The 25,562-nt window shown below is 73.3% G+C and carries 24 protein-coding genes and 1 riboswitch; of the genes, 14 read left to right on the top strand and 10 right to left on the bottom strand.

The genetic code is table 11. The features are described from left to right. Positions 1 to 60 precede the first annotated feature (60 nt). From ASG96_RS18345 to ASG96_RS22800, 3 genes are all read right to left on the bottom strand, one after another. Positions 61 to 1,860 (bottom strand): hypothetical protein, encoded by a 1,800-nt coding sequence (locus ASG96_RS18345; protein WP_157611006.1) that lies wholly within the window; start codon positions 1,858 to 1,860, stop codon positions 61 to 63. A 177-nt stretch (positions 1,861 to 2,037) separates the two neighbouring features. Further along, entirely contained in the window at positions 2,038 to 4,095 is a 2,058-nt protein-coding gene (locus ASG96_RS18350) for a bifunctional copper resistance protein CopD/cytochrome c oxidase assembly protein (RefSeq protein ID WP_057588872.1), read from the bottom strand. Between the two features lie 73 nt (positions 4,096 to 4,168). Beyond that, a complete protein-coding gene (locus ASG96_RS22800; RefSeq protein ID WP_369813626.1) occupies positions 4,169 to 5,485 on the bottom strand; it encodes a transposase in 1,317 nt (438 codons plus the stop codon). Between the two features lie 111 nt (positions 5,486 to 5,596). On the opposite strand from ASG96_RS22800, the gene ASG96_RS23375 reads away from it, so the two are divergent. Continuing rightward, a complete protein-coding gene (locus tag ASG96_RS23375) occupies positions 5,597 to 6,394 on the top strand; it encodes a hypothetical protein (protein WP_057588874.1) in 798 nt (265 codons plus the stop codon). 192 nt (positions 6,395 to 6,586) lie between these two features. Here ASG96_RS23375 and ASG96_RS18365 read toward each other — a convergent pair whose 3' ends face one another. Together ASG96_RS18365 and ASG96_RS18370 are read right to left on the bottom strand one after the other, a co-directional pair. After that, positions 6,587 to 7,735 carry a hypothetical protein gene (locus ASG96_RS18365; protein ID WP_057588875.1) on the bottom strand — a complete coding sequence of 383 codons (1,149 nt, stop codon included), beginning with the start codon at positions 7,733 to 7,735 and terminating at the stop codon, positions 6,587 to 6,589. A 1-nt stretch (position 7,736) separates the two neighbouring features. Continuing rightward, complete coding sequence (locus tag ASG96_RS18370) at positions 7,737 to 8,114, bottom strand: hypothetical protein (protein WP_057588876.1); 378 nt, start codon at positions 8,112 to 8,114, stop codon at positions 7,737 to 7,739. Between the two features lie 203 nt (positions 8,115 to 8,317). Between ASG96_RS18370 and ASG96_RS18375 the strand changes: the two genes are divergently transcribed. Together ASG96_RS18375 and ASG96_RS18380 are read left to right on the top strand one after the other, a co-directional pair. Then, positions 8,318 to 9,115, top strand: a complete 798-nt coding sequence (locus ASG96_RS18375; protein WP_057588877.1) for a hypothetical protein — start codon at positions 8,318 to 8,320, stop codon at positions 9,113 to 9,115. 122 nt (positions 9,116 to 9,237) lie between these two features. Continuing rightward, a complete protein-coding gene (locus ASG96_RS18380; RefSeq protein WP_057588878.1) occupies positions 9,238 to 10,773 on the top strand; it encodes a S8 family serine peptidase in 1,536 nt (511 codons plus the stop codon). A 145-nt stretch (positions 10,774 to 10,918) separates the two neighbouring features. Here the strand turns inward: ASG96_RS18380 and ASG96_RS18385 are convergent, their stop codons facing one another. Then, the gene (locus ASG96_RS18385) at positions 10,919 to 12,229 is read right to left on the bottom strand and encodes an MFS transporter (RefSeq protein WP_057588879.1); all 1,311 of its coding nucleotides are present in this window, start codon (positions 12,227 to 12,229) and stop codon (positions 10,919 to 10,921) included. A gap of 95 nt (positions 12,230 to 12,324) precedes the next feature. On the opposite strand from ASG96_RS18385, the gene ASG96_RS18390 reads away from it, so the two are divergent. From ASG96_RS18390 to ASG96_RS18405, 4 genes are all read left to right on the top strand, one after another. Then, positions 12,325 to 13,335: a pirin family protein gene (locus ASG96_RS18390; RefSeq protein WP_057588880.1), complete on the top strand. Its 1,011-nt coding sequence runs from the start codon at positions 12,325 to 12,327 to the stop codon at positions 13,333 to 13,335. Positions 13,336 to 13,380: 45 nt separating this feature from the next. Further along, positions 13,381 to 14,397 (top strand): zinc-dependent alcohol dehydrogenase family protein, encoded by a 1,017-nt coding sequence (locus tag ASG96_RS18395; protein WP_056750538.1) that lies wholly within the window; start codon positions 13,381 to 13,383, stop codon positions 14,395 to 14,397. A 143-nt stretch (positions 14,398 to 14,540) separates the two neighbouring features. Beyond that, the gene (locus ASG96_RS18400) at positions 14,541 to 15,215 is read left to right on the top strand and encodes an alpha/beta hydrolase (protein ID WP_056750536.1); all 675 of its coding nucleotides are present in this window, start codon (positions 14,541 to 14,543) and stop codon (positions 15,213 to 15,215) included. 193 nt (positions 15,216 to 15,408) lie between these two features. After that, complete coding sequence (locus tag ASG96_RS18405) at positions 15,409 to 15,783, top strand: iron chaperone (RefSeq protein ID WP_057588881.1); 375 nt, start codon at positions 15,409 to 15,411, stop codon at positions 15,781 to 15,783. A gap of 12 nt (positions 15,784 to 15,795) precedes the next feature. On the opposite strand, the gene ASG96_RS18410 is transcribed toward ASG96_RS18405, so the two are convergent. Next, the gene (locus tag ASG96_RS18410) at positions 15,796 to 16,191 is read right to left on the bottom strand and encodes a VOC family protein (protein WP_056750531.1); all 396 of its coding nucleotides are present in this window, start codon (positions 16,189 to 16,191) and stop codon (positions 15,796 to 15,798) included. A gap of 436 nt (positions 16,192 to 16,627) precedes the next feature. Here ASG96_RS18410 and ASG96_RS18415 point away from each other — a divergent pair, with 436 nt between their 5' ends. The 3 genes from ASG96_RS18415 (at position 16,628) to ASG96_RS18425 (ending at position 19,733) form a co-directional block, all read left to right on the top strand. Next, positions 16,628 to 17,158: a sortase domain-bontaining protein gene (locus ASG96_RS18415; protein ID WP_369813640.1), complete on the top strand. Its 531-nt coding sequence runs from the start codon at positions 16,628 to 16,630 to the stop codon at positions 17,156 to 17,158. Positions 17,159 to 17,342: 184 nt separating this feature from the next. Then, positions 17,343 to 17,530: riboswitch (cyclic di-AMP (ydaO/yuaA leader) on the top strand. A gap of 4 nt (positions 17,531 to 17,534) precedes the next feature. Beyond that, complete coding sequence (locus tag ASG96_RS18420) at positions 17,535 to 18,410, top strand: CHAP domain-containing protein (RefSeq protein WP_057588885.1); 876 nt, start codon at positions 17,535 to 17,537, stop codon at positions 18,408 to 18,410. A gap of 252 nt (positions 18,411 to 18,662) precedes the next feature. Then, a complete protein-coding gene (locus tag ASG96_RS18425) occupies positions 18,663 to 19,733 on the top strand; it encodes an alkene reductase (protein ID WP_082591884.1) in 1,071 nt (356 codons plus the stop codon). A 70-nt stretch (positions 19,734 to 19,803) separates the two neighbouring features. On the opposite strand, the gene ASG96_RS18430 is transcribed toward ASG96_RS18425, so the two are convergent. From ASG96_RS18430 to ASG96_RS18440, 3 genes are all read right to left on the bottom strand, one after another. Then, on the bottom strand, positions 19,804 to 20,388 hold the full coding sequence (locus ASG96_RS18430) for a GNAT family N-acetyltransferase (RefSeq protein ID WP_057588886.1): 585 nt from the start codon (positions 20,386 to 20,388) through the stop codon (positions 19,804 to 19,806). A gap of 95 nt (positions 20,389 to 20,483) precedes the next feature. Next, positions 20,484 to 21,374, bottom strand: coding sequence for a potassium channel family protein (locus ASG96_RS18435; protein WP_057588888.1), 891 nt, complete (start codon positions 21,372 to 21,374; stop codon positions 20,484 to 20,486). Between the two features lie 80 nt (positions 21,375 to 21,454). Continuing rightward, on the bottom strand, positions 21,455 to 21,922 hold the full coding sequence (locus ASG96_RS18440; protein ID WP_200962718.1) for a hypothetical protein: 468 nt from the start codon (positions 21,920 to 21,922) through the stop codon (positions 21,455 to 21,457). A gap of 105 nt (positions 21,923 to 22,027) precedes the next feature. Here ASG96_RS18440 and ASG96_RS18445 point away from each other — a divergent pair, with 105 nt between their 5' ends. From ASG96_RS18445 to ASG96_RS18460, 4 genes are all read left to right on the top strand, one after another. Then, positions 22,028 to 22,345 (top strand): hypothetical protein, encoded by a 318-nt coding sequence (locus tag ASG96_RS18445; protein ID WP_057588890.1) that lies wholly within the window; start codon positions 22,028 to 22,030, stop codon positions 22,343 to 22,345. 82 nt (positions 22,346 to 22,427) lie between these two features. Continuing rightward, positions 22,428 to 23,255, top strand: coding sequence for a membrane protein insertase YidC (gene yidC, locus ASG96_RS18450; protein WP_057588892.1), 828 nt, complete (start codon positions 22,428 to 22,430; stop codon positions 23,253 to 23,255). Positions 23,256 to 23,333: 78 nt separating this feature from the next. Then, positions 23,334 to 23,996 (top strand): DinB family protein, encoded by a 663-nt coding sequence (locus ASG96_RS18455; protein WP_235509223.1) that lies wholly within the window; start codon positions 23,334 to 23,336, stop codon positions 23,994 to 23,996. Then, a complete protein-coding gene (locus tag ASG96_RS18460) occupies positions 23,993 to 25,522 on the top strand; it encodes a sulfatase (protein ID WP_057588894.1) in 1,530 nt (509 codons plus the stop codon). Before ASG96_RS18455 ends, ASG96_RS18460 begins: the two co-directional genes overlap by 4 nt. The last annotated feature ends 40 nt before the right edge of the window (positions 25,523 to 25,562 follow it).

Raw genomic sequence — 25,562 nt, forward strand, 5'->3', positions numbered from 1 at the left:
CACCGCCTGCGGGAACAATCCACCCATCACCCGATTGACCAACCTGTCGGGTCAGTACATCTAACCGGCTGGTGGGACCGACCCGCCTGCCTGCCCCCGCCGCGCCAGCTGGAGTCGCGCCGCCTGGGCATCCGCGGCCCGGCACGCGTCGACGATCTCGCGCAGCGCCCCGTCGACGTCGGCCGCGTGGTCGAGCGCGGTGACCTCGCGCTCCGGCCCGTGGATCCGTATGCCGTGTGGCACCGCCGAGCTGATGACGAGCGGTAGCGGGTCCGCCTCGGGATGGCGCAGGGACGCGTCCTCGCGGTCGAGGCGCCCGACGTAGACCGGCTCGACGCCCCGGCCGTTGCGGGTCGGGCGCACGACGACGACGTTCACGTCGTCGGTCGCCGGCGCGATGCTGTCGACCTGCTTCGCGGCGGCGAGGACGACGGAGGCCAGCCCGGCGGCATACACCCCGTTGCGCTCCCACGCCGTGCGCGCCCGCCACGACGTGCGGCCCGACGGGCTGACCTCGCGGCCCTCCTCGGCGACGATGCCGATGGTCGCGAAGCGCACGAGGACCGTCACGTAGGCCCGTTGCGTCACCGGGTCGGTGCCGGCGTCGAGGCAGGTGAGGTCGTTGCCCGAGAGCCGCAACGCCTCGTCGACGACGGCGACGACCGCGGCCGGGTCGTGCGCCTCGAGGAGCTGCCACGCGCCCGACGCGAGGGCCTCGCGCCGGTCGGCGATCACCCGGCGCGCGACGTTGCTGGCGCGCACGAAGGCGTCGGCCCGCTCGGCGGCGAGCGCCTTGAGCTCGGTGCTCTCGGCGCGTGAGAGGCCCTTCGCCGTGGCACCGGTGGCGGCGAGCGCCTTCTGCCGGATCGCCGACGTCTCCGAGGCGGTCACGGGCTCGAGCGGCGTCACAGCGGGCGGGCGGATCGCGAGGAACGCCTGGCGGTGCACGGAGCACAGGTCGCGCTCGACCGCGAGCGCCGCGTCGCGGTCGGTCTCGCGTCGCGCCTCGAGGGCTCGACGCGCGAGCTCGCGGATGGAGAGCGCGCCGGCCCCGGGATGCACTCCGGATCCTGCCCCCGCAGAAGTGCCGCCCGGGAGGTCGCCGCCGTCCCGACGCCCGCGCCGCAGCAGGCGCAGGCCGCCCGGCCGCCCGCCGCGTCCGCCCCGACCGGACCTCCCCTGCTGCCCGGACTGGGCCGACTGCGTCGCGGTCATGCCGGGAGTGGCCGCCTCGATGGCGGGCGTCATGACGTCGGCGAGCGCCGCGGCCACGGGGCCACCGACCCGGAACTGCACGCGCAGACCGGACGGGTGCGCCACGAGCCGCAGGATCGGTGACAGCCGGATGCCCGGCGCCACCTCGCCCTCGTCGCCAGCGCCGCCGACGTCCGCCCGCGCGTCCGGCTGCACGAGCAGGCGTCCGGCGGGCGCCGGTGCGGAGCCGTTGAGGACCGACCCGTTGCTCGGGTCGGTCACGCTGCCTGTCGCCGCGCCGCCCAACCCCCGTGGTTGGTAGTACTCGCGTCCCGCCTTGGTCGCGGGCGCCGCATCGCCCCCCGACGAGCTGCCGTATCCCCCGTAGGTCGCACCCCCCGCCTGCCGAGCCCGCTCCGGGAAGAGGGCGGCGAGCGACACCGTCGACTGCGCCGCCACCGTCGCGAGGGGGAAGGAGACCTTGCTCAGGCGGCCGCGTCCCTGCCGCTTGGACCTCCCCGACCGGGGCTGCTGCTCGGTCACCGACCAGAACGTCCAGTCGGCCGGCGGCTCGGGCCACTCGGGGCCGGGCAGCCACTCGTCCGGCGGCACCCACGTCGCAGGTGGCGTCGGCCACCCCGGCGGTGGGTTGAAGTCAATGGTCACAGCACGGCCCCCCTCGGCCACCCCTCATGGCCCTCCCCGCCGGGCATCATCGCGCATCGACGGGCCCGCGACCGAGGGATGGTCCAGACGTCCGCGCACCCGTCGTCGCAGCGTAGCGCCGGAACCGCCGCCGTGGTCGGCTCGTGAGGGGCGTATGCCGTCCGCCGCGACGCGCCCTCAGCGACCTCGGGCGCGCGGCCCCCGCGGCGTCCGGGCGGCCGCGACGACGGCGAGCAGCACGCACACCGGGACGACGACGAAGAGGATGACGGCTCCGGCGCGCACCTGGTCCGCGGCGAGGTCGGGCAGCCAGGGCAGGTCGAGGCCGCCGAGCGGCTCGGCGGCGAGGATGGTGGAGCTGCGGGCCAGCCAGGCCGCCGTGGCGAAGGCACCCACCACGAGAGCGCCGAGACACAGCAGGACGGTGCGCAGGGGGCCACGCGCCGGCGAGTCGGGAGCTGCGGTCATCGCCGTGGCCCAGAGGACTCCGACGGCGAGGGCGGACGCGACCATGACGAGATGACCGGGGTGGGTCGTGAAGGCGAGGTCGAGCAAGCCGCTCGCGTGCAGCACCACGAGCCCGGCGACGAGCAGCACCGTCGCGACGACCGGACGCGTCAGCGCGCCGACGACGCCGGAGCGCGCCAGCCCGACGACGACCTCGCGCGGGCCGAGGGTGCCGTCGTCGCGCGAGGCGAGCGCGCGCTCGGCGAGCCTGACGGGTGACCCGGCGACGAGCGGCAGCGGCACGACGAGGGCGAGCACGAGCAGGAGCGCCGTGTGCCACGCGAAGGAGACGCGACCGTAGGTCCCGAGGGGCCCGCTCGTCGTCCAGACGAGCAGCAGGCACCCGAGCACCCACGAGGTGGTGCGCAGGCGGGACCAGCCGACCACGGCCTGCGCCCGTCGGCGCCCCGCGCGGCTGTCCTCGAGGGGTTCGGCACGACTCCCGTCGCGGTGCGACTCGACCAGGGCCCGCGCGGAGGCCACGCGCGCGGCGACGACCCCGGCGGCATACAACCCGATGGCGACGACGGCCACGGCGAGCCAGAGCCAGTCGGTGCGCCAGGTCGCCCACCATGTCACGGTCGCGGGGTCAGGTGGCGCCGGGAAGCCGGTGACCGCGAGCGCGGGGGTGGGGTCGGGCAGCTCCTCGGGCACGGGCGGCGCACTGCGCGACAGCGCGGCGGCGACGCCGAAGGTCGCCCCCATGACCGCCACCTCGCCGAGCGCGAGCCGCACGAAGGCGCGCTGACCGACCCCTGCGTCGAGGCCGTCGAGCGTCGAGCGCCGGTGCCACCAGCCGGCCGCGCCCAGCGCCACGAAGGCGAGCGACTTCACGACGATGAGCAGGCCGTAGGGCGTGCCGAGGTCGGACCAGGAAGCAAGGCGCGTCGTCGCCGCCAGCACCCCCGAGAGCCCGACGGCGACGAAGGCGGCGAGCGCCAGCGTGGAGTAGCGCCGGGCCGTGACGCCCAACCGCTCGCCGAGCCAGCGATGAAGGACGACGAGCACGACGAGGCCACCGACCCACGTCGTCGCACCCACCAGGTGCAGCCCCATGGCGTTGACCGACGTCTCGTGGTCGTCGGAGGCGCCCGTGTGGCTCGCGAGGCCGAGGACCCCGATCCCGGCGGCGGCAAGGGCTCCGAGCCAGGCGGCTGCGGTGCGGCTGCGCGCGAGGGCGGCCCCGGTCGCGACGACGAAGGCGCAGGCGCCGCTGATGAGCCCGATCCGCGTCGCGTCGATCTGCCACACGAGCGCTTGCAGCTGCTGGACGAGCGCGGGGCTCGACAGCGGCAGGCCTGCGGCGTCCGCGAAGGTGAGCACGGCCCCCGCGAGCGCGGTGACGAGCCAGAGGAAGCCGGCGCCCACGGCGAGACGCAACGGCGCCGTCGGGGCGGTGGCGCGGATCCGCGGCCCCGAGCGGGCGGGCGCTGGCACGAGGCAGGCTGCGAACGCGAGGGAGGCGACCGTGACGGCCGCTGCGACGTCGTGGACGACGCGGACGAGGGGCACCGACCACCGCACGAGGGGCCCGGCGTCCTCGACGAAGACGAGGGGGTCCATGGCGCCCGTGGAGCTCGCGGCCACGACGCACGCCACGAGACCGGCGACGACGGCGACCACCGGGGCGACGGCGGGCGGCACGGAGCGCCGCGTGGCCGGCGCCCGTGGCACCGGACGCAGGTCGTCCCCGGCTGCCGAGGCGTCGGGCCGCACGGGGCTGCTCATGTCGGGATGCTCATGTCGGGATGCTCATGTCGGGCTGCTCATGTCGGCCAGCTCATGTCGTGCATGTGGACGCTCATGTCGACGAGTTGACGAAGCCGATGAGGATGGCGCCCCACCATCCGACCTGGGACACGACGGTGGCGGTCATCATGAGGCGCCAGTCGCGGCGGGGCAGGTTCCCGGGCGTGACGTACGCCGGCAGCTGGGCCATGCGGCGACGGAGCGCGGACATGGCTGCGCCGTTCCAGGCGACGGCGAGCACGAGGACGAGCTTGGTGACCGTCAGCGGTGACGTGAGGTTCGGGTGGAGCAGCGCCCCGGACACGATGAGCCCGGCGAGGCCGCCCCAGATGAGAGGACCGGCGCCGGCCGCGAGCCGCGTCGACTCGGTCAGGCCGCGACGTCCGGCGAGCCAGAGCAGCCCGTGCCAGTCGATGACGAGGACGGCCCCGAACGAGACGACGAGCGCGAGGACGTGGAGGGAGAGGACCGCGGGGCGCAGGGCGTAGTCGGCGGGCACCACCCGCGACACGACGATGGCGGCGAGCAGGGCGGCCAGGATGATCGGGAAGCGGTAGACCGGCAGCAGCCTCGACAGGGCCGGGAAGATGTCGTCGCCCGGGTGCAGCGGGATCCGGTCGGCCGGGGCAGCGGCATCGCGCTGCTCACGCGGACCGGGGACGTCGAGCTCGTGGCCCGCGGGAAACGCGCCGGGGCCGGGGAACATCTCGAGGATCGCGTCGAGCATGGCGATGACGTGCGAGTCCTCGTGCCGCGCGGTCCCCGACGACGCGGTCCCCGAGGGCGCGGTCACCGAGGCCGCGGTCCCGGCGGCGCCCGAGCTCGGCGACGGGCGCCCGGCGACGATCGGAGCGGCCGGGTCGGGCGGCGGGACGGACGGGACCGGCGCGAAGGGCACGTCGGGCGGGGCCGGCACGTCCGGCGACGCCGCCGGGAGGGGCGTCGTCAGTGCGCCCGGAGAGTCGACGGACGCGGGGGATGCGGGGGACGCGGGGGTCGCACCGTCGTGCGCCTTGACCCATCGCCGGAGCGTGCTGGCGCTGACCCCGAGGTCCGTGGCCACGACGGAGAGCCGCGCGTCGGGCGCTTTGGCCCGTTCGACGGCATTTGCCCGAAATACACTGTCGTAGTGACGTTTCGAACTCTGGACACGCGGACCGGGTGCATCCTGACCCTCGCCGGGGGGAAGCACGGTCACGACCACCACCCCCGCTCCACTCCCCGAGCAGCACCGGATGAACCATGACACAACAGGATTCGCTCGGAGGATAGCGCCGAACCCTGTCGCGGCATCACCCCTGGCCACCCCTCGGGCAGCGCCGCCGCTACGGCTGCCGCGGGGTTGATATGCCGTATTCGACCAGATCACAAGGGGTTTCGGTTCGGGTACGCACGGGTAGCGCGTTATCGTGCAAGCGAGGTCGCAAGTGCCGGTGGGGGCCGGGGCATCCGCGCGACCGGCGGCCGAGTAGGGGATGGGATGGGTCAGCAACCGCAGACGCGTCGGGCGATCAAGGAGCAGCAGCGGGGTCGACGGGGGATCCTCCCCGTCCTCATCGGCGTGCTCGCCGTGGTCGTGCTGGGCGCCGCCGTGTGGTTCGGCAAGGGACTGTTCACGTCGGCCGAGCCGACCGGCTCGCCGAGCGCGATCCCCGGCGTCGCAGCCCCTCTGACGACGACGCCCGCCCCCAGCACGACCCCGTCGACCACGCCGTCGGAGACCACGGGGGCCACCGAGACGCCGGAGGTCGACCCGATCGTCAAGGCCGTCGCGTCGTGCCGGGCGAAGTGGGCCCTGCAGTCAGCGGCGCGCGCCGACGCCTACCGCTCGCTCTCGCAGTGGGACCGGCACCTCAAGATCATGAACGACCTCCAGGCCGGGAAGCTCACCCTGGCCGAGGCCAAGGCTGCGTGGCCCGCGACGACGGAGAAGGCCGCCGACAACATCGTCGCCTTCCGCGCCGCCGACAAGGCCCTGGCCGCTTCCAAGGACGCCTGCGCGGTCGCCGCCGGGGCGACGGGGGCCGATGCGGACGCGATTCGTCGCTGCGCGGCCTCGCTGAAGGCCGTGGGCGGCGTGCTGGCCCGGGCCCGCGTCGCCATCGCCCCGTGGGAGACCCACCTCAAGGACCAGTCCCACTTCAAGGCCGGCGGCATGACCCCGGCTGCGGCGGAGGCTGCGTGGCGGGCGCTGTGGCAGAAGGGTCTGGCGACCCTGCCCGGCTACCAGGCCGTCGCCCCCCAGGGCCAGGCCGCCGCCTGCACCCTCCCCTCCTGACCCCCCACCCACCTGACCCACCACACCCGACCCCGCCCCTCAACCGTCGAGAGGCCACGTTCGGCCCCTTCGCAACCGTCGAAGGGCCACGTTCGGCCCCCTCCCAACCGTCGAAGGGCCACGTTCGGCCCCCTCCCAACCGTCGAAGGGCCACGTTCGGCCCCCTCGCGACCGTCGAGAGGCCACCGACGTTCAGGCGTGGCCGGTCTCCAGCAGCCCGTCGAGCTCCTCGTCGCCGAGCGCGTCGACGCACCTCTGCACGATGCCCATGACGTCGGTCTCCGGGGCCGCGGCCACGAGATCGTGGGCGGGACCGTCGAACTGCAGGGGCCGAGCCGCGGACCCGAGCAGCAGCGGCAGCGGGTCGGCCAGCGCCGGACGCAGCGTGACGGCCTCCCGGCTCAGGGTGCCGACGTAGATCGGCTCGAGCCCGTCGCCGGCCTCGGTCGGCCGGACGATGACGAGGTGGATGTCGTCGGCCGCGACGGCGACACTGATCGACCGCCGGGCCGTGGCCAGGGCGAACGACGCGAGCCCGCTGAGATAGAGCGCATTGCGCTCCGAGCGCGTGCGGCGACGCAGCATCCGGCGTCCGCTCGACGAGACCCCCGGCCCTCGCTCAGCCACGATGTCGAGTGAGGGGTAGCGGCCCACGATCGTGACGTAGCCCCGGGAGGTCTCGGCGTCCCAGCCGGCGTCGACGCACGTGCAGCCGCACTCGGCCGCGGCGAAGTCGGCATCGAGCTCGGCGATGACGGCGCAGCGATCGTGTCCGGCGAGGTGGTTCCACTGGTCGTCGAGGGCGGCGGCGCGGTGCTGGGAGACGACGACGTGCGCGAGGTCGAGGGTGCGACTGAAACCGTCCGCCTGGGTCTCGGCGATCGCCTTGGCCTTGGCGCGCGCGGCGCGCTTGAAGACCGACACCTGCGGCAGTGCAGCGTGGAAGGCCTTGCGCTCGAGCAGGCTCCGCTCCTTGGCGGAGATGGCGGCCGCCGCCGGCGGCTCGGGGCGTCGGCGGGGTGGATGGTTCTCGAGGTGGAGCGCGCCGAGAGCCTCCTCGATCGACCGCAGGGCGTTCAGGTCACCCGACTCATGGGCCAGGCGCGCGCGCACCTCGAGCTCTGCCAGCGTCGCGGTCCCGTCGGAGCCTCGGTCGGAGCCTCGGTCGGAGCCTCGGTCGGAGCCACGGTCGGAGCCCCGGTCGCCTCCCGTCGACGCCGACGTGCGCGCTCCGACGCCGGTGCCCACGCGCGTACCGGCGATGTCGTCGAGGAAGGCGCGCAGCCCGGACGTGGCGGAGCCGAGTCGCACCTCGGGTGCGACCCTGAGCGTCAGGTCCACCTCAGAGGTCCAGCCGGCCTGCAGACGTCAGGAGGCCGTCGAGCTCCCACGAGCTGTCCGCCACGGCCCGCGCCGGCTCGACGGCAACGCCGGGAGCGGTCGTGAGGGCGTCGGCCGCGGCCCGGGCGCGCAGCCCGGCGAGCCAGCTCCCACGGTCGGTGCCGTAGGCGCGGTAGGTGGCGGCGGTCGTGCGCGGTGGCGTGCCGAAGCGCGGCGTGCCGGCCTCGCCCGGGGCGCCCAGCGCTCGCCGGTCGACGATCCAGAACGTCCAGCCGCGGGGCGGCGTCGGCCAGCCGGGGTCCGGCATCCAGTCGTCACCGGGAGCCCACGACGACGACGGAACCGGCCATCCCGGAGGAGCGTTGAAGCGCACCGACATGTCTACCCCTTTGACCAGAGCCTCGACGGGGCCGACCCTGACCTCGGCCCCACAGTCGCACGGTACGACCCAAAGGGGGTCAAAGTCTTCGAAATGGACAAATAGGCGACCCCCTGCGCGCGACCGCTCTCAGGGACCGTTCGGGGACGTCTCGGGGTCGACCCCGATGGGCACCGTCACCGCCGACGGCCACGCTGGGACACATGACGACGAGCACGCTCTCCCCGGCCCGCCCCACCGGCCCTTCGAGCGCCCACACCGCTGCGCCTGCGTATGCCGTCACGCCGCCGAGGGCGCAAGCCAGCCGTTCCGCCTCCGCCGCCACCATCGACCTCCGGGCCGACTCACCGCTCGCCACGTCGGCGCCGGCGCCGGCGTCGGCGACGGCGCCGGCGTCCGCGTCGGTGTCCACGCATACGGCCCCCACAGCGACCCGGACGACGACGGACCGCACGCCGCTGCTGGCGCTGCTCGCACCGCTCCTGCTCTTCACCTACGGCATCGTCGACTGGGTCGACGGCCTCGACACCCTCGAGGGGCTCCAGGGCCTGGGCGGTCTGGGCGGGGTCGCGGCCGCGCGCGAACAGGGCGCCCTGTCGGTGGCCGCCGCCGTGCTCCTCGTCCTGTCGGTCGTCGGCTTCGCCTGGCTGACGACGAATCTCGGCGCCCGGCTGCGCCACCTCCCGCTCGCGGTGCCCACCTCGCTGCTCGCGGCGTTCGGCGCCGGCGCGACGGGCGCGGTCTGGCTCGGTCACGTCACGCGGCTGCTCGGCTACGCGGTCCCGTCGGCGCTCTCGTCCGGCGGCGCGGTCCTGACCGCCGTGGCCCTCGCGGTGGTGCTCGTGGCCCTGGCGGTCGAGGGGCTCCTGCCCGTCGGGTCGCTCGCGCTCGCGTCCCTCGCGGCCGCGATCATGCTGCTCCCGTGGAGCCTGAGCCCGCTCGCCTCACTCGTGCTCCTCATCGCCCTCGCCCCGCTGACCCACCCCGCCGAGCCGAGCTGAGCCGGCACGGCGGCACCTGGTGCCAATCTCGGCGCGCGCACCCGCGAGTTCGGTCCGAGGATGTGGTGGTGCGCCCGACCCGGGCGCCGGCACCGTCCCTCACACCATGGGAGCTCACACATATGCGACACCCCAGCCTGACCAGACGCGGCGTCGTCGCCGTCGCGTCGCTCGCCCTCGCATCGACCGCCGCCATCGGTGGCGTTGCCGTCGCCTCGACCGATGCCGAACCGGTCTCGACGCCCGTCACCATCAGCACCCCCGACGACCGGCTCATGAGCTACGTCGTCAACGCCCGCATCGTGGGCCCCGGCCAGACGCGCCTCGTCGAGACCGCGGTCAAGGCGGCGGGCGGCGTCGTCGTCCAGTCGTGGCCGCAGATCGGCGTCGTCATCGCGCACTCGAAGGTCTCGACCTTCCGCGCCGACGTCGTCGCCATGGGCGGCAACGCCGTCGAGTCCGTCGGCGCGACCCGCACCGTCGCCGTCTCCGAGGGCACGCCCGAGGTCGCGGGGGCGTCCTGGGGCCGTGGCGCGTCCGGCTACATGCAGGGCGCGAAGAAGGCCTTCAACGGCGACCTCGAGTCCGACGCGACGCCGGCCGACGCCACCGACCCGCGCGAGACCGAGCAGTGGGACATGCGGATGATCAAGGCCGACCAGGCCCACGCGATCACCGACGGCTCCCGCGACGTCCTCGTCGGCGTCCTCGACAGCGGCATCGACCCCGACCACCCCGACCTCGCCGCCAACATCGACGTCGCCGACTCGGTCAACTGCACCGACGCCGGCCGGCCCGACCTCTCGGCCACCGGCTGGAACCCGACGACGAGCGACCACGGCACCCACGTGGCCGGCACGATCGCCGCGGCGCGCAACGGGGTCGGCATCGTCGGCGTCGCCCCGAACGTGCGGATGGCTGCCGTCAAGGTCGTCAACGACGCCGGGTTCATCTACCCGGAGTACGCCGTGTGCGGGTTCATCTGGGCCGGCCTGAAGCACATGGACGTGACGAACAACAGCTACTACGTCGACCCGTTCGAGTTCTACTGCGAGGACCAGCCCGACCAGTACGCCGCCAAGGAGGCCGTGCGCCGCGCCGTGACCTGGTCGACGGAGCAGGGTGTCGTCCACGCGGCCGCCGCCGGCAACTCGGCGCACGACCTGTCGGACAAGTCGTCCTTCAAGGACACGACGAGCCCCGACGACCAGCCGGCGTCGGGCTTCGTGACGCGCACCCTCAACAGCGGGTGCGAGGACATCCCGACCGAGCTCGACGGCGTCGTGACGGTGAGCTCGATGCAGCGCTTCCCGGCCGGCACGATGGACAGCCGACTCTCATCGTTCAGCAACCGCGGCCTCGGCACGATCGACGTCGCCGCCCCCGGCTCGACGATCCTGTCGACGGTCGTCGCTAACAACGGCTACGGCACCAAGAGCGGCACGTCGATGGCGTCGCCGCACGTCGCCGGCGTGCTCGCGCTGATGAAGTCGGTCCACCCGACGTGGACGCCCGCGCAGATGGTCGAGAAGCTGCGCTCGCAGGCCGACGACAAGGCGTGCGGCACCACGACCGGCGGCCCGGTCTGCGTCGGCCCGGTCGAGGACAACAGCTACTTCGGTGAGGGTGTCGTCGACGCCCTCGACGCCGTCAGCTGACCCACCGCACCACCGCATCGCACTCGAGTGGCCCCGTCGTCCCGCGACGACGGGGCCACTCGACGGTGTGGGTGGGCGTCCGGGTGTGACGACGCGGCCACTCGACGGTGGAGGGATCCTCCCCGTTACGCGAGTGGCCCCGTCGTCACACGGTCTGGGTGCGGAGGGAGCGGACGGTACGGGCGAGGAGGACGAGCGCGACGAGCTGGCTCACCGCGACGACACCGACCAGGACGGGCAGCGACCGGTCGTAGAGCCAGCCGGACACAAGCCCGCCGACGATCGCGAACGCGCCCTGAACCCCCGCGAAGACTCCGTATGCCGTCGCGCGCCTCGGGGCCTCCACGACCTCCGCGACGAGCGCCTTGACGGTCGAGTCCTGCACGCCGTAGGCCAGGCCCCAGACCGCGACCCCGACGAGGGAGAGCGCCACGGAGCCCGACAGGGCGAGCGGGGGCACGAGCGCGACGAGCACCGGCACGGCATACAGCACGGCGCCGCCGTGGCGGTCGTAGACGAGGCCCACGCCGAGGGCGGCGAGCGCCTCGACACCCATGGCGCCGGCATACACGACCGGGACGGTGGCGACGGGGACGAGCCCCTCGACGGTGAGGTGGTAGCCGATGATGCCGAACGTGACGAGGCCACCGGTCATGAGCCCGGCCGCCAGGGCGTAGCCGAAGAACTCGCGCGGCAGGCCCGACCCGACGGCCTCGGCGAACCAGCCGCGCAGCCCGCGACGCGCCGGATCACCACCCGGAACCGCCACTGCGACGGGCGTGCTCGACGTGCTCGCCGACTCCGGGGCGTCGACGTCGTACACCGACGGGTCGGGCACGTGCGAGCGGATGACGGCGAGGAGCAGCATCGCCGCCGTGCCCGGGATCGCGAGGACCGCCATGCTCGGCCAGATGGCCCCGGTGGCCGCGATGACGCCCGCAACGAGCAGCGGTCCGGCGAAGGCCCCGACCTGGTCGAGCGCCTTGTGCACCCCGAAGCCCCGTCCGCGACCGACCGCCGACGCGACGTGGGCGAGCAGCGCGGACTTCGACGGGCTCCGCACGGCCTTGCCCGACCGCTCGAGGAGGATGAGGACCGAGGCGAGCACGAGCCCGGCACCGCCGACGAACGGCGTCACGGCGAGCAGCGGCACGCAGACGGCGGTGAGGCCGTAGCCCACGATCGTCAGGCCCCAGTAGCGGCCGGTCCGGTCGGCGAGCGGCCCGAAGACGAGTCGCAGCACGAGCGCCATGGCCTCCCCGGCGCCGGTCACCAGGCCGACAACGACCGCGGTCGCGCCGAGCGAGGCGAGGAGCGGGCCGTACATCGAGCGCGCGCCCTCGTAAACCATGTCGGCGGCGAGGCTGACGAAGCCGAACCACCAGACGACCCGCCACGCCGACCAGCGTCCGGGGCCGACGCCGGCGGTGGGGGCGCTGGCGGCCGAGTCGGTCATGCGGGGCAACCTAGCAACCGGACCTGCAACCAGACGCACACCAGACCTGCAACCCGACCCGCGACCAGACCCGTCGCCGGGCCTAGCCTGAGGGGGTGAGCAACCCCGACCGCCACCCCACCGAGCTCGTCTGCGGCGACGACGAGGTCCCGTCGTCGGGGCCACCCACAGCGGTCGTCCTGCCCTACCGCGAGGTGCCCCTCGGCGGCCCGCGCGCGATGCCGGTCCGACGCAGCCTCCCGCAGCGCGAGCGCTCGCTCATCGGCGCGTGGTGCTTCGTCGACCACTACGGGCCCGACGACGTGTCGCAGACCGGCGGCATGGTCGTGCCCGGCCACCCGCACACCGGCCTGCAGACCGTGTCGTGGCTCTTCTCCGGCGAGGTCGAGCACCGCGACACGACCGGCGCGCACGCCTTCGTGCGGCCCGGCGAGCTCAACATCATGACCGCGGGCTCGGGCATCGCCCACTCGGAGTACTCCACCCCCGATACGACTGTGCTCCACGGCGCCCAGCTGTGGGTCGCGCTCCCCGAGGCCGACCGCAACGCGCAGCCGGGCTTCGAGCACTACGCCCCGCCCGTGACGGAGGTCGACGGCGCACGGGTCCTCGTCTTCCTCGGCACCCTGTTCGGTCAGACCTCGCCCGTGACGATGTTCTCCGACCTCGTCGGCGCCGAGGTGACCCTCGAGGCCGGCGCCTCGCTCACCATCGAGGTCGATCCGACCCACGAGCACGGGCTGCTCTGCGACACAGGCCTGTTCACGGTCGGCGACGTCACGGCGAAGCCCGGCGAGCTCGCCTTCCACGCCACCGGCACCGAGCGCATCGCCGTCGAGGCAGGTCCCGACGGGCCGGCACGCTTCCTCCTGCTCGGCGGCGCGCCCTTCGGCGAGCAGATCGTCATGTGGTGGAACTTCATCGGCCGCAGCCACGACGAGGTCGTCGGCTTCCGCGAGGACTGGCAGCGCGAGCGCAGTCCCCGCGAGGAGGGGTCGTATGCCGCCGCGCAGCCCGGCGCGCGCTACGGCACCTTCCCCGAGGCCTGGGAGCACACCCTCCCGGCGCCCGGCCTGCCCAACCTGAGGCTCCGCTCGCGCGGCTGACCGGCGGGTTTGGGGTCGCGCCCCGGTCGGGAGAAGGATGGGCGCATGCGCGCGACGACGATCCATGCCCCCGGTGACATCCGCCTGACCGAGGTCCCCGACCCGACGATCGAGGCCCCGACCGATGCCATCGTGCGCGTCGTGGCCGGCTGCATCTGCGGCTCGGACCTCTGGCCCTACCGCGGGGCCAACCCGATCACGGCCGGCTCGACGATCGGCCACGAGGCGGTCGGCGTCGTCGAGGAGGTCGGCGGCGACGTGCGCACCATCCGCACGGGCGACTTCGTCGTCATCCCCTTCGTCCACTGCGACAACACGTGTGCGCACTGCCGCGCCGGCATGACCTCGGTCTGCGACCACCAGGGCTGGACCGAGAGTGGCCAGGCCGAGCTCGTCCGCGTCAACCAGGCCGACGGCAGCCTCGTGACGACCGACGGGATGCCCGACGACGCCATGCTGCCCTCGCTGCTCACCCTCGCCGACGTCATGGCCACCGGCTGGCACGCCGCCGTCAGCTCGCGCGTGCAGCCCGGTGGCACCGCCGTCGTCATCGGTGACGGGGCCGTCGGCCTCTGCGGCGTCATCGCCGCCAAGGAGCTCGGCGCCGAGCGGATCGTCGCGATGTCGCGCCACGAGCCGCGCCAGGCCCTGGCCCGCGAGTTCGGCGCCACCCACGTCATCGCCGAGCGTGACGACGCCGGCGTCGAGGCGGTCATGGAGCTGACCGACGGCATCGGCGCCGACTCGGTGCTCGAGTGCGTCGGCACCGACCAGTCGATGAAGACCGCCTTCCGCATCGGCCGGCCCGGCTCGACCGTCGGCTTCGTCGGCGCCCCGCACGGCGTCGAGCTGCCCGTCCGGCAGATGTTCGTCCGCAACGTCGGGCTCGCCGGCGGCATGGCGCCCGTGCGCACCTACCTGCCCGACCTGCTGGGTCGCGTCCTCGACGGCCGCATCGACCCGGGCAAGGTCTTCGACCTGACGCTCCCGCTCGACGAGGTCGCCGAGGGCTACCGCGCCATGGACGAGCGCCGCGCCGTCAAGGTGCTCCTGCGCCCCTGAGCAACCCTGGACAGCCGCCTGACGGCGACACCGATCGGGTATGCCGTGTGGGCACCAAGCCGGTGACGCGCGCGCTCCGAAGCACCGGGGTGACCCGCGAACCCGAGCACACGGCATACCCAGCGGCGGCAGAGGAGCGAGACGTGACGCACGCCCGGCTCATCGACACGGCGGCCCCGAGCGCGCCCCGCGGCGTCGTCCTCGTGCTCCACGGGGGCGGGGCCCGACGCAGGCCGATGCGCGTCAGCCCCACCCAGCTGTCGGTGCTGCGGATGGTGCCGATCGCGAGCCGGATCGCGCGCGCCGCCAAGGGCGAGCTCGCCGTGCTGCGCCTGCTCAACTCGACGCGTGGCTGGGACGCCCACCAGACGCCGGTCGACGACGTGCGCTGGGCCCTGGGCGAGGTCGCCGCCCGCTTCGGCCCCGACCTGCCCGTGTGCCTCGTCGGGCACTCTCTCGGGGGTCGCGCGGCCCTGCTCGCCGCCGGGGAGGACCCCGTCGTCAGCGCCGTCGCGCTCAACCCGTGGCTCTACCCGGACGAGGGACGGCTCGACCTCACCGGCCGGCGGGTGCTCGTCGTCCACGGCGACGACGACCGCGTCGCCCGGCCGACCAGCTCGGCCGCGGTGGCCCGCGACCTGGCCCGCACCGCGGAGGTCGGCTACGTCACCGTCGAGGGCGGCAAGCACGCGATGCTGCGACGGCACGACGTCTTCGACGGGCTCGCTGCCGACTTCGCCGCCGCGACCCTCCTCGGTCGCCGTCCCGCAGGCGTGGTCGGTCGGGTCCTCGCCGGTGAGGCCTGGGTCGACGTCTGAACGGCCGGACACGGACATGGATGGCGGGGGCGCTCCCCGCACGTCTTGCGGTCCCCATCGGCTGAATGCACGTTTTGTGATTTTATGACCAGTTGATCCCTAATTGTGTGCTTACTTTGCAGTCGTCCGTTTCGTTGAATACAGTCAGGACACCCCTCCAACGACCGGTCCGGAACTGAAGTGAGGACCACGATTGGCCCCGAGATTTGCGTCAGTCGATGACTACATCGCCTCCTACCCCGAGGAGACGCGAACTCAGCTTGCGGGAGTCCGCCGCGCGATCCGCGAGGTAGCCCCTCACGCGGGCGAGAAGATCAGCTACGGCATGGCGACGTTCACCGTCGACGGCAAGCCGCTCATCTACTACGCCGGCTGGAAGAACCACGTCGGCCTCTACCCGGTCCCGACGGGCGACGCGCGGTTCGAGGAGGCGATCAGCCCCTATCGCCGCGCCAAGGACACCGTGCGCTTCCCGATCAGCCGGCCGGTCCCGCTCGAGCTCGTCTCCGAGATCACCGAGCTCTGCCTCAAGCGCCGCGCCGCCGTCTCCGAGGGCCACGACGCCTGAGGACCGGACGGGTCAGCCGGGGCCGGGCGCCTCGATGACGGACAGCACGTTGCCTGCCGGGTCGGTGAACCACGCAATGAGCGGTCCGCCCTTGCGGAAGATGCCCTTCGCGTCGGTCTCCATCGGCGTGCCCTCATACTTCTCGAAGACGACGCCCCCCGCGGTCAGCTCGTCGACCGCTGCTTCGATGTCGTCGACCGGGAAGTTGAGGATCGTGAACGACGCCGGCTCGTGGTTGGGCTTGGGGTAGACGAGCGTCGGGCGGTCGCCGCCCTCGCCGGCGAGGTGGAGCGTCAGCATGCCGTTCTCCTCGGTGACGCGCAGGCCGAGGGTCTCGGCGTAGAACGCCCGGGCCGCGGGGATGTCGTCGACGGAGAAGCCGCTGAAGGCGTGGGAGCTGGTCAGCACGGTCGGTCCTGCCTTTCTTCTTGCTTCGGCACTTCTTCTGCTTGCTTCCGGATCTGCATCTTGCGTCCGGTTCTGCGGCGGGCGCGGTGCGCGCCCGCTCCACCCAGTCAAGACCCGTCGGCCGTGCACCGGGGGCCTCGACCGGAGAAATGTCGCTGGAACCCCAATCCAACCGGCAGCGGGCCGCGAACCCCCACGCGGAGACGGTCGACGACGCCCCCCCGTCTGAAGCAGAGATGGATGGACGGTTTGTCTCCCCGGAGTCTCCTCGGCCGGACCCACCGCCACGGCGAGCCCGTCCACCAAGGGCCCGTCCAACCCGAGCCAGTCGGCGTCCCCCGGTCAGGGTGGGACGCCGGCAGGCGGAGGTGGGGCCGCCGTTGCGGGCGCCGGCATCGGCGACTTCCTCGAGGCGTCCGAACCGACCTCGATCGAGATCCCGTCGATCGGGGTGCGGTCGTCGCACTTCGTGCCGCTGCGCGTCCAGCGGGACGGGACCATCTCGGTGCCGGGCACGGCCCAGGAGGTCGGGATCTACGACGCCGACCCCACGCCGGGACAGCTCGGTCCGTCGGTCCTCGCGGCGCACGTCGACACGCCCTCGGGGGTGCCGGGCATCTTCCACGAGCTCGGCAGGGTCAAGGCCGGCGACGTCGTCACGGTGTCGCGCCGCGAGGGCTCGCACCTGACCTTCACGGTCGACCGGGTCGCGGCCTACACGAAGACGCAGTTCCCGACCGACCTCGTCTACAAGGGCGACGTCACCAGGGCCGAGATCCGGCTCGTCACCTGTGGCGGGCCCGACCCGACAGCCGCAACGAGTACCGCGACAACGTCGTGGTCTTCGGCCACCTGTCGAGAGCCGGCTGACGCGCCGGCTGACGCGCCGGGGCTACCGAGGGTCCCGCCGGTCGGGACCCCGCGGCGTACCCATGGGGGGCTTGTCCGATACGTCCCCCGGGTGTGATCCACGTCTCACCCGGCGGAAGGTAAAGCGTTGGTATAGACGCACACAACGGACTTTCAAGGGCGTACCCCGCGCGTCGCCGTTACCGTGGCGTGACATTTGCCAGCTGCCTCGTCTAGTCTTCCGGGAGTCCGGCCACCTGGTCGGGCTCTCGTGAGGTGGACCGCCTAGTCCTGTCACCGCCTGACGAGAGAGATCAAACCTTGTGACAGGAGCGGAGGAACCACACGTTTCTCCGGGCGTCCGGCGCAACGACTTCGGACGTCCTTGGGGTGAAGACTCACCCGCCACGCGACCCGTTCGCGAGGCAGGTGGCCCGGGCACCTTTCCGCCCGAACCCGACAGCTAACTTCGTAGGCGCGGAGAGGTAAGACGCGTGAACACTGAGATCATCCGCGGTCGCCACCGTGCGCCAGGCCGCCACAACCCCCTCAACGAGCTCAAGCTCCTCGCCCGCGAGTCGGCTCAGCCGGCCATGAAGGCGGGTGCTGTCGTCGCCGCCACCGGTGGACTGGTCGCCACCTTCGCCAACCCGGCGAGCGCCGACACCTTGTCGCCCAGCTCGGGCGACGTCGCGGCTGCTGCCGGCGTGGACGCTGCGGCTCCGGCCGCTGTCGGCCCCGCCACGGCCGCCGCTCCCGCCGCCTCGACCGCGCTGTCGAAGATCGGCTACGCCCCCGCCGCGCAGCAGGCCGTCGCCAAGCGCGTCGCCAAGCCCAAGCCGCAGGTCATCGAGGACGTCCAGGTCAAGACCGAGCGCGCCGCCGCCAAGGCTGCCGCCGAGCGCAAGGCCACTGCCCAGCGCGCCTCCCGCGACCTGACCCGCTCGACGCTGACGAACAGCACCTCGTCGACGAAGTCGAGCAGCAACGGCTCCGTCCCGAGCGCCTCCTCCGGCATGCGCGCCTCGTCCAACTGGGCCACCGACGGCCAGTGCACGTGGGGCGCCCTCAACAAGTGGTACCAGTCCGAGGGCTACTACCCCGGCGGCTGGACCGGCAACGCGATGGTCTGGGACACCGGTGCCGCCAACGCCGGCTACACCGTGAGCGGCACGCCGCGCACCCGCTCGATCCTCGTCATGGAGCCCGGCGTCCACGGCTCCTCGAGCGTCGGCCACGTCGCGTGGGTGACCGCGGTCAACGGCAACGAGGTGACGATCGTCGAGATGAACGCCCTCGCCGGTGCGTACAACTACAACACCCGCACGCTGACCGACGGCCCCGGCATGAGGTACATCTACGCGCCGTGACCCATCAGGTCGCGACCGTGGAGCTCTCCGCGAGCTGAGCGCGTACGAAGGGGAGGATGCCTGCGCATCCTCCCCTTCGGCATACCCCCGCGAACCCTCGGCCGCGTGGGATCCCCCACACGCGCAACCCTGGACACCGGGGAATGATCCACCGGCCCCGCTCCTTGTCGACTGGGTAGTTGAAGGCTCCACCGGTCGCCGGTGGAGCCGCCGACCGCGACCACAGTCCCCGAGAACGTGAGGAGCAGGCCTGTGTCCACGGCCTTCGAGAGCATCCGCATCGGCCGCTGGGACCTTCCCCAGCACTTCGTCATGGCACCCCTGACGCGCAACCGCGCCGGCGAGGGCCAGGCGCCGACCGAGCTCAACGCCGAGTACTACGGCCAGCGCGCGAGCGCCGGTCTCATCATCACCGAGGGCACCCAGCCGAGCGCCGTCGGGCAGGGCTACCTCGACACCCCCGGCATCCACTCCGACGAGCAGGTCGCCGGCTGGCGCCTCGTCGCCGACGCCGTGCACGCGGGCGGTGGCCACGTCGTCGTCCAGCTCATGCACGCCGGCCGCGTCGCCCACCCCGACAACAAGGGCGGGCTCGAGAGCGTGGCGCCGAGCGCCATCGCGGCCCCCGGCGAGGTCGTGACCCCCAGGGGTCAGCAGGCGTATGCCGTCCCGCGGGCCCTCGAGACCGATGAGATCCCCGCGCTCGTGGCGGAGTTCGTCCACGCTGCGCGCCAGGCCGTCGCGGCCGGGCTCGACGGCGTCGAGGTGCACGCCGCGAACGGCTACCTGCCGCACCAGTTCCTCGCGCCGTCGAGCAACGAGCGCACCGACGGCTACGGCGGATCGCCCGAGAACCGCGCCCGCCTCGTCGTGGAGATCACGAAGGCGGTGGCCGAGGCGATCGGCGCCGACCGCGTCGGCATCCGCATCTCGCCGTCGCACAACATCCAGGGGGTGCTCGAGGAGGACGAGGCCGAGACGGCCGCGACCTACGAGTCGCTCGTGGAGGGCATCGCGCCGCTCGGGCTCGCCTACCTCAGCATCCTCGGCGACCCGGAGTCCGACATCGTCCGCGACCTGCGCAAGCGCTTCGGCGGTCCGGTCATCCTCAACACGGGCTTCGGCAAGGTGACCGAGCTGGCCGACGTCGAGGACATCCTCGAGCGCGACCTCGGCGACCTCGTGGCCGTGGGGCGCGAGTTCCTCGCCAACCCGGACCTCGTCCGTCGCTGGCGCGAGGGCGCGCCCCTCAACGAGCCGAACCCGCAGACCTTCTACGGCGGCGGCGCCGAGGGCTACACGGACTACCCCGCCCTCCCCTGACGTCCCGCCACCCCCGTAAACCCCGTCGAGTGCGCTCACTCGACGGGGTTCACGGGCATCAGGTCCGGTGTCAGGTCGGCTCGGGTGGGTCCTGGCCCGCGAACGCTGACGGGAGCGGGTCGCCGAGGGGGCGCTGGACCCAAGCGACGTCGTGCGAGGCGCCGAACTTCCAGCCGATGTCGCGGTAGGTGCCGACCGGCTCGAAGCCCATCGAAAGGTGCAGCCGTCCGCTCGCCTCGTTTGGCTGGGTCATCCCGGCGGCGGCCATCCGGTAGCCGCGGGCGGTGAGCCGCTCGAGCAGCGCCTCGTAGAGCCGGCGGCCACCACCGCGGCCGCGCCGGCCCTCGGCGAGGTAGACCGACACCTCGCACGACCACCGGTACGCGGCGCGCTCCTTGAACGGGCCGCCATACGCGTAGCCGGCGACCTCGCCCGCGTCGTCCAGCACGAGGAACGCGTGACGCGCCTGGGCCTTGGCGATGCGCCGGACCATCTCGGCGACGTCGGGCGGCTCGGTCTCGAAGGTGACCGTCGTCCCGGTGACGTAGGGCGCGTAGATGCCGGCGCACGCTGCGGCGTCGTCGGCCGTCGCGTCGCGCACCCGAGGCGGTTCGAACGGGTCGGAGGGTTCGAGCGGTTCGCGCGGGTCGGACATGCCGCGATGCTAGGCCGCGCGTGTGTCGGCGGCGTGAACCGCGTCCGGCACGGTCGGTCGGGGAGAGCATCGACCTCGGCACCACGAGCTGACGCTCAGGCCCGGTCGGGCCCCCCGTCCTCCTCGTCCTCGTCGGGGTCGGGGTCTGGCGGCGCCTGGTTCGACCGGGACGCGTCCAGCGCCTCGAACAGCGTCCGCGGCACGGGTCCCGACCGGGGCTCCACCGGGGCACCCGCCGAGCCGCGTGGCATACCCGCCGCGAAGCGGGACACGATGAGGGCGACGAAGGTGACGAGGTAGACCTGCCCGATGACGGCCTCGCTCGCAGCCGCCATCCGGCCGAGGTCGGCCACGGCCGCGACGTCCCCGTAGCCGACCGTCGAGATGGTGACGAGGCTGAAGTACATGTACGTCGTCGTCGACACGTCCTCGCCGAAGAAGGGGGTGACGGTGTAGGCGTCGATGGTCTGGAAGAGGAAGGCGTAGGCCACCGCGAGCTGCAGGTAGGCCGCGACCGAGCCCATGATCGTCTGGATCGTGACGACGGTGTGCTGCAGCACCCGGCGGGCGATGAGGACCGGCGTCAGGGCGGCCGCGAGCAGCCACGCCGTCTCGGGTGGCACGGTGGACGACCCGTCGGCGCGATGCCACGACAGGGTCGCGACGCTGATGATGACGACGACGCCCACGAAGACGTAGACCGCGTGGCGCCAGCGCCGCCGGGCTCCCGAGGCGCGGACCGCGGCGATGAGGGCGAGCCCGCTGATGGCGTGCGCGAAGAGCTGGGCGAGGAGCGAACCGCGCACGTCGACGAGGCCCTGGACCGCGATCGTGATGAGCACGAGGATGAGGACGAGCCCGAAGCGGTCGAGGAGCGGGGCGCGGATCAGTCGGTCCCGCCGGCCCTGGCGACTCTCGCGGCTCGGCCGGGCAGGGGTCGTCGGCGCGTCCGCGTCGCCCTCGTGCCCGCTGCTGGGCTCGGCCATGCCGCCCTCCTCGAGGGTCGCGGGGATCTGCTCCCCGAGACCGAGGATAGGGCGAGGAGGCCGCCAGCGCCCGGAGGTCGTCAGAGACCGCGCCGACCGAGGTCGTACGCGTGGGCGAGCACCCGCCCGGCGGTCTCCTCGGGTGTGAGCGCGGACGTGTCGAACCACCAGCCGAGCTCGCCGAAGGCAGCGCGCATCGACGCCACGAGCGCCTCGTGGCCGTCGAAGAAGAACTGCTCCTCCGGGTCGCGGAGCTCGTTGCGGCGATGGCACACGGCGCCACCCGGGTCGAGCACGACGAGCGCCAGGTGACGCTCGCCGAGGCCCTCGACGTAGAGGTCGAGCTGGGCACGGTCGGGCACGACCCAGACGATGACGGGCGTGAAGCCGGCGTCGGCGAAGCCCGCCGCCAGCCCGACGACGTTGTCGTTGCAGAGTCGGGTCTGGCGGTCGGCTTCTTCGGCCGGCTCACCGAGGGCCCAGACAACGTATGGAGCCCCGCACGGGAGGGCAAGGGGATAGCCGCGCCACCCGGCATACACCCGCATGGGTCGTATGCCGCCGCGAGCGTGGTCGAGCGAGCGCGTGACGTACGCTCGTGGTGTCTCGACGACCCGCTCCCGGCAGCCAGACCCTCACGGAAGGAGACGAGCATGAGCGCCCTGCGCCACCGCCTGTCCTCCGACGTGGGCGCCCTTCCCGCCGTCGCCGCGAGCCTCGCCGCGACGATCGTCGTCCTCTTCGGCGCCCTCACAGGCGCGGGCGGCGCCGGACAGGTGCTCGTCACCGCCGCGACCGTCGGCGTCCTCGCTGTCGTGCTCGCCACGACCGCGGTGCGCACGGTGCGGCCGCTGCCGGTGCGCGTCCACGCGTCGGGGGTCCCCGGCGCGGTGCCCGCCTCGACGGCGTACTGGTGCGCCCTCGACGCGCCGCGCTGCCCCCAGCGGCCTCGGGCTCCGGGTCGGCACTGACCCCGTTCGTCGCACCTGCGACGTCCGGGCCTCTGCCCACCCATCCCCGGCCCCACGCGGGCCCGAGCCGAGGAGCTCACCCATGCCTGACCTGCTGTCCCCCATCACCCATGCCGTCGCCGCGGTGCTCGCGGCCACCCACGACGTCGCCGGCTCGCTCGGCCTGAGCCCCGGGTCGGCGGGCGCCTGGCTGCTCGCCGTCCTGCTGCTCGTCGTCGCCGTCCGCACGGTGCTGCTGCCCGTGACGATCCACGGGGTGCGCTCGTCGCACGCCCGCGCCCACGCCGCACCCCAGCTGCGCGAGCTCCGCCAGAGGTATGCCGGCAGCCGCGACCTCGAGCAGCTGACTGCGATGCGCGCCGAACAGAAGGCGATCCACGCCGAGCACGGCGTCTCGGGCTGGAGCCTCGCGCCCGCGCTGCTCCAGCTGCCGCTCTTCTACGCGCTCTACCGCGTCGTCTCGGACCTCACGGCCGGGCACTCGGTCGGGGCGCTCGACGCCGGACTCGTCGCGTCGGCGTCGGCCGCCTCGCTTGCTGGTCTGCACCTGACGAGCCACCTCGGCACGACGCTCGGGTCGAACCCGGTGGCCGGGCTCGTCCTCGTCGCCGTCGCCGTGGGTGCGGCGGCGCTGAGCCTGCTGACCCAGCGCTGGTTCGTGCTGCCGATGACCGACCCCACCGACCTCCCCGAGGGGATGGCGACGGTCCAGCGGCTCCTGCCGTGGCTCGGCGCGGTCGGAGTGCTGGCCGCGGCGGTCGTCGTGCCGGCGGGCCTCGTCGCCTACTGGTTCTTCAACAACGCGTGGACGTTCGTGCAGCAGGGAGTCATCTGGCGGTTCGCACCGACGCCGGGCTCACCGGCGGCGAGTCGACGTGACCTGGCGGTGCTGGAAGGGGCTGCGTCCTGACGACCGGGCGACACGGCATACGCCGGCGGTGGTCCTCATCCCTCGCCGCCGTCGGGGGCGGCGTCTAGCGTGGTCGGCGTGAGCGCGACGCCGAGCGGGACCAGTGCTGTGAGCGGGACGAGCGAGTCGACGCGGGTGAGTGGACCGCACTTCGTCGACGACCTCCTGCGCTACCTGCAGGAGGGGCGCGACGGGCTGCTGCGCGCGCTCGACGGGCTCGACGACTACGACGTGCGCCGGCCGATCACCCCGAGCGGCACCAACCTGCTCGGGCTCGTCAAGCACGTGGCCGGCGTCCAGCTCGCCTACCTCGCCGACTCCGTCGGGCGACCGTCGCGCGAGCGGCTGCCCTGGGTCGAGGACGGCTCGATCTGGGACTCGGCCGACATGTGGGCCACGGCCGAGGAGTCCCGCGCCGACCTCGTCGGGCTCTACGAGCGAGCGGCGACGCACTGCGACGCCGTCGTGCGCGAGCTCGGGCTCGACGCCCCGGCGAGGGTCGCGTGGTGGCCCGAGGAGCGTCGCGAGACGACCCTCGGGTCGCTGCTCGTCCGGTGCGTCGCCGAGGTGTCGCAGCATGCCGGGCACGCCGACATCCTGCGCGAGTCGATCGACGGGCGCGGCGGGCGGGACCACGACCACATGGGCGACGACGCCTGGTGGAGCGACTACGTCGCCCGCGTCCAGGCCGCCGCCGACGCGCACCGCACGGTGCCGGCCGACGACGGGGGCGGCTCGTGAGCGAGCGCCGCCCCAACATCGTCTTCGTGCTGAGCGACGACCACGCGGCCCACGCCATCGGCACCTACGGCTCGGTCGTCAACCGCACGCCCCACATCGACGCCCTCGCGGCGGCGGGCGTCCGCCTCGACAACCTCTTCGCGACGAACTCGCTGTGCGCGCCGAGCCGGGCCTCGATCCTCACCGGCACCTACAGCCACGTCAACGGCGTGACGACGCTCGACACGTTCGTCGACGCGTCGCAGCCGACCTTCGTCACGGCTCTCCGCGAGGCGGGCTATCGCACGGCGTTCGTCGGCAAGTGGCACATGGGGCAGGGCTCGACCGACGGTGTCGACCACGACCCGCAGGGCTTCGACCGGTGGGACGCGCTCATCGACCAGGGCGAGTACCACGACCCGCGCTTCCTCTCCCCCGACGGGCTGCGGGTCGAGCCGGGCTACGCGACCGACCTCATCACCGACCTCGCCATCGACTGGGTCGAGTCCCTCGACGAGGGCGACGACGGCGGGGGTGACCACGACGGCGACGGGGAGAGGGCGCCGTGGTGCGTGCTCGTGTGGCACAAGGCGCCGCACCGGCCGTGGGAGCCCGACGCCGCGCACGCGGGGATGTATGCCGAGGGCGGGCCCGCCGGGGGCACGCCGATCCCGGTGCCGGCGACGTTCACCGACGACCTCGCGGGTCGGTCCGACACGGCACGCCGCGCGGCCATGCGGATCGCCGACCACCTGACCGAGGAGGACCTCAAGCAGCCGGTGCCGCCCGGGCTGTCGGCCGACGAGGAGGCGCTGTGGAAGTACCAGCGCTACATGGAGGACTACCTCGCGTGCGTCGCGTCCGTCGACGACAACGTCGGCCGGCTGACGTCGTGGCTCGCCGACCGGCGCGAGCTCGACGACACCGTCGTCATCTACTCCTCCGACCAGGGCTTCTTCCTCGGCGACCACGGCTGGTTCGACAAGCGCTTCATGTACGAGGAGTCGATCCGGATGCCGTTCGTCCTGTCCTACCCGCGCGCCGTCGCGACGGGGCAGGGGCTCGACCGGATCGTCACGAACGTCGACATCGCGGCGACCCTGCTCGACGCGGCCGGCATCGAGGTCCCCGAGCGGATGCAGGGGCGGTCGTTCTGGGGCGACCTCACGGATCCGGCTGGGGCGCAGCGCGATCGGGAGAGGGAACGCGAGGGCTTCTACTACCGCTACTGGATGCACGACGACAGCAGCCACCAGGTCGGGGCGCACTACGGCTACCGCACCCACCGCTACACGCTGATCTTCTTCTACAACGACGGGCTCGGTCTGCCCGGCTGCTCGGACCGCCGGTTCGCGCAGGAGTGGGAGCTCTACGACCTCGAGGCCGACCCCGAGGAGCTCGTCAACGTCGCCGACGACCCGGCCTACGCGCAGGTGCGCGACGAGCTCGAGGCGCGGATGTGGCTGGCGCAGCGGGAGGTCGGCGACGAGCCCCACCCCGACCAGCCCGTCCCCCGCCTCGTCGCCGGGGGCACTCCCACGCCCTGAGCCCGACCCCACCCCACCCGGACGTCGAGTGGGGCGGTGT

This window comes from Terrabacter sp. Soil810 (genome assembly GCF_001429645.1).
Classification (GTDB): Bacteria; Actinomycetota; Actinomycetes; order Actinomycetales; family Dermatophilaceae; genus Terrabacter.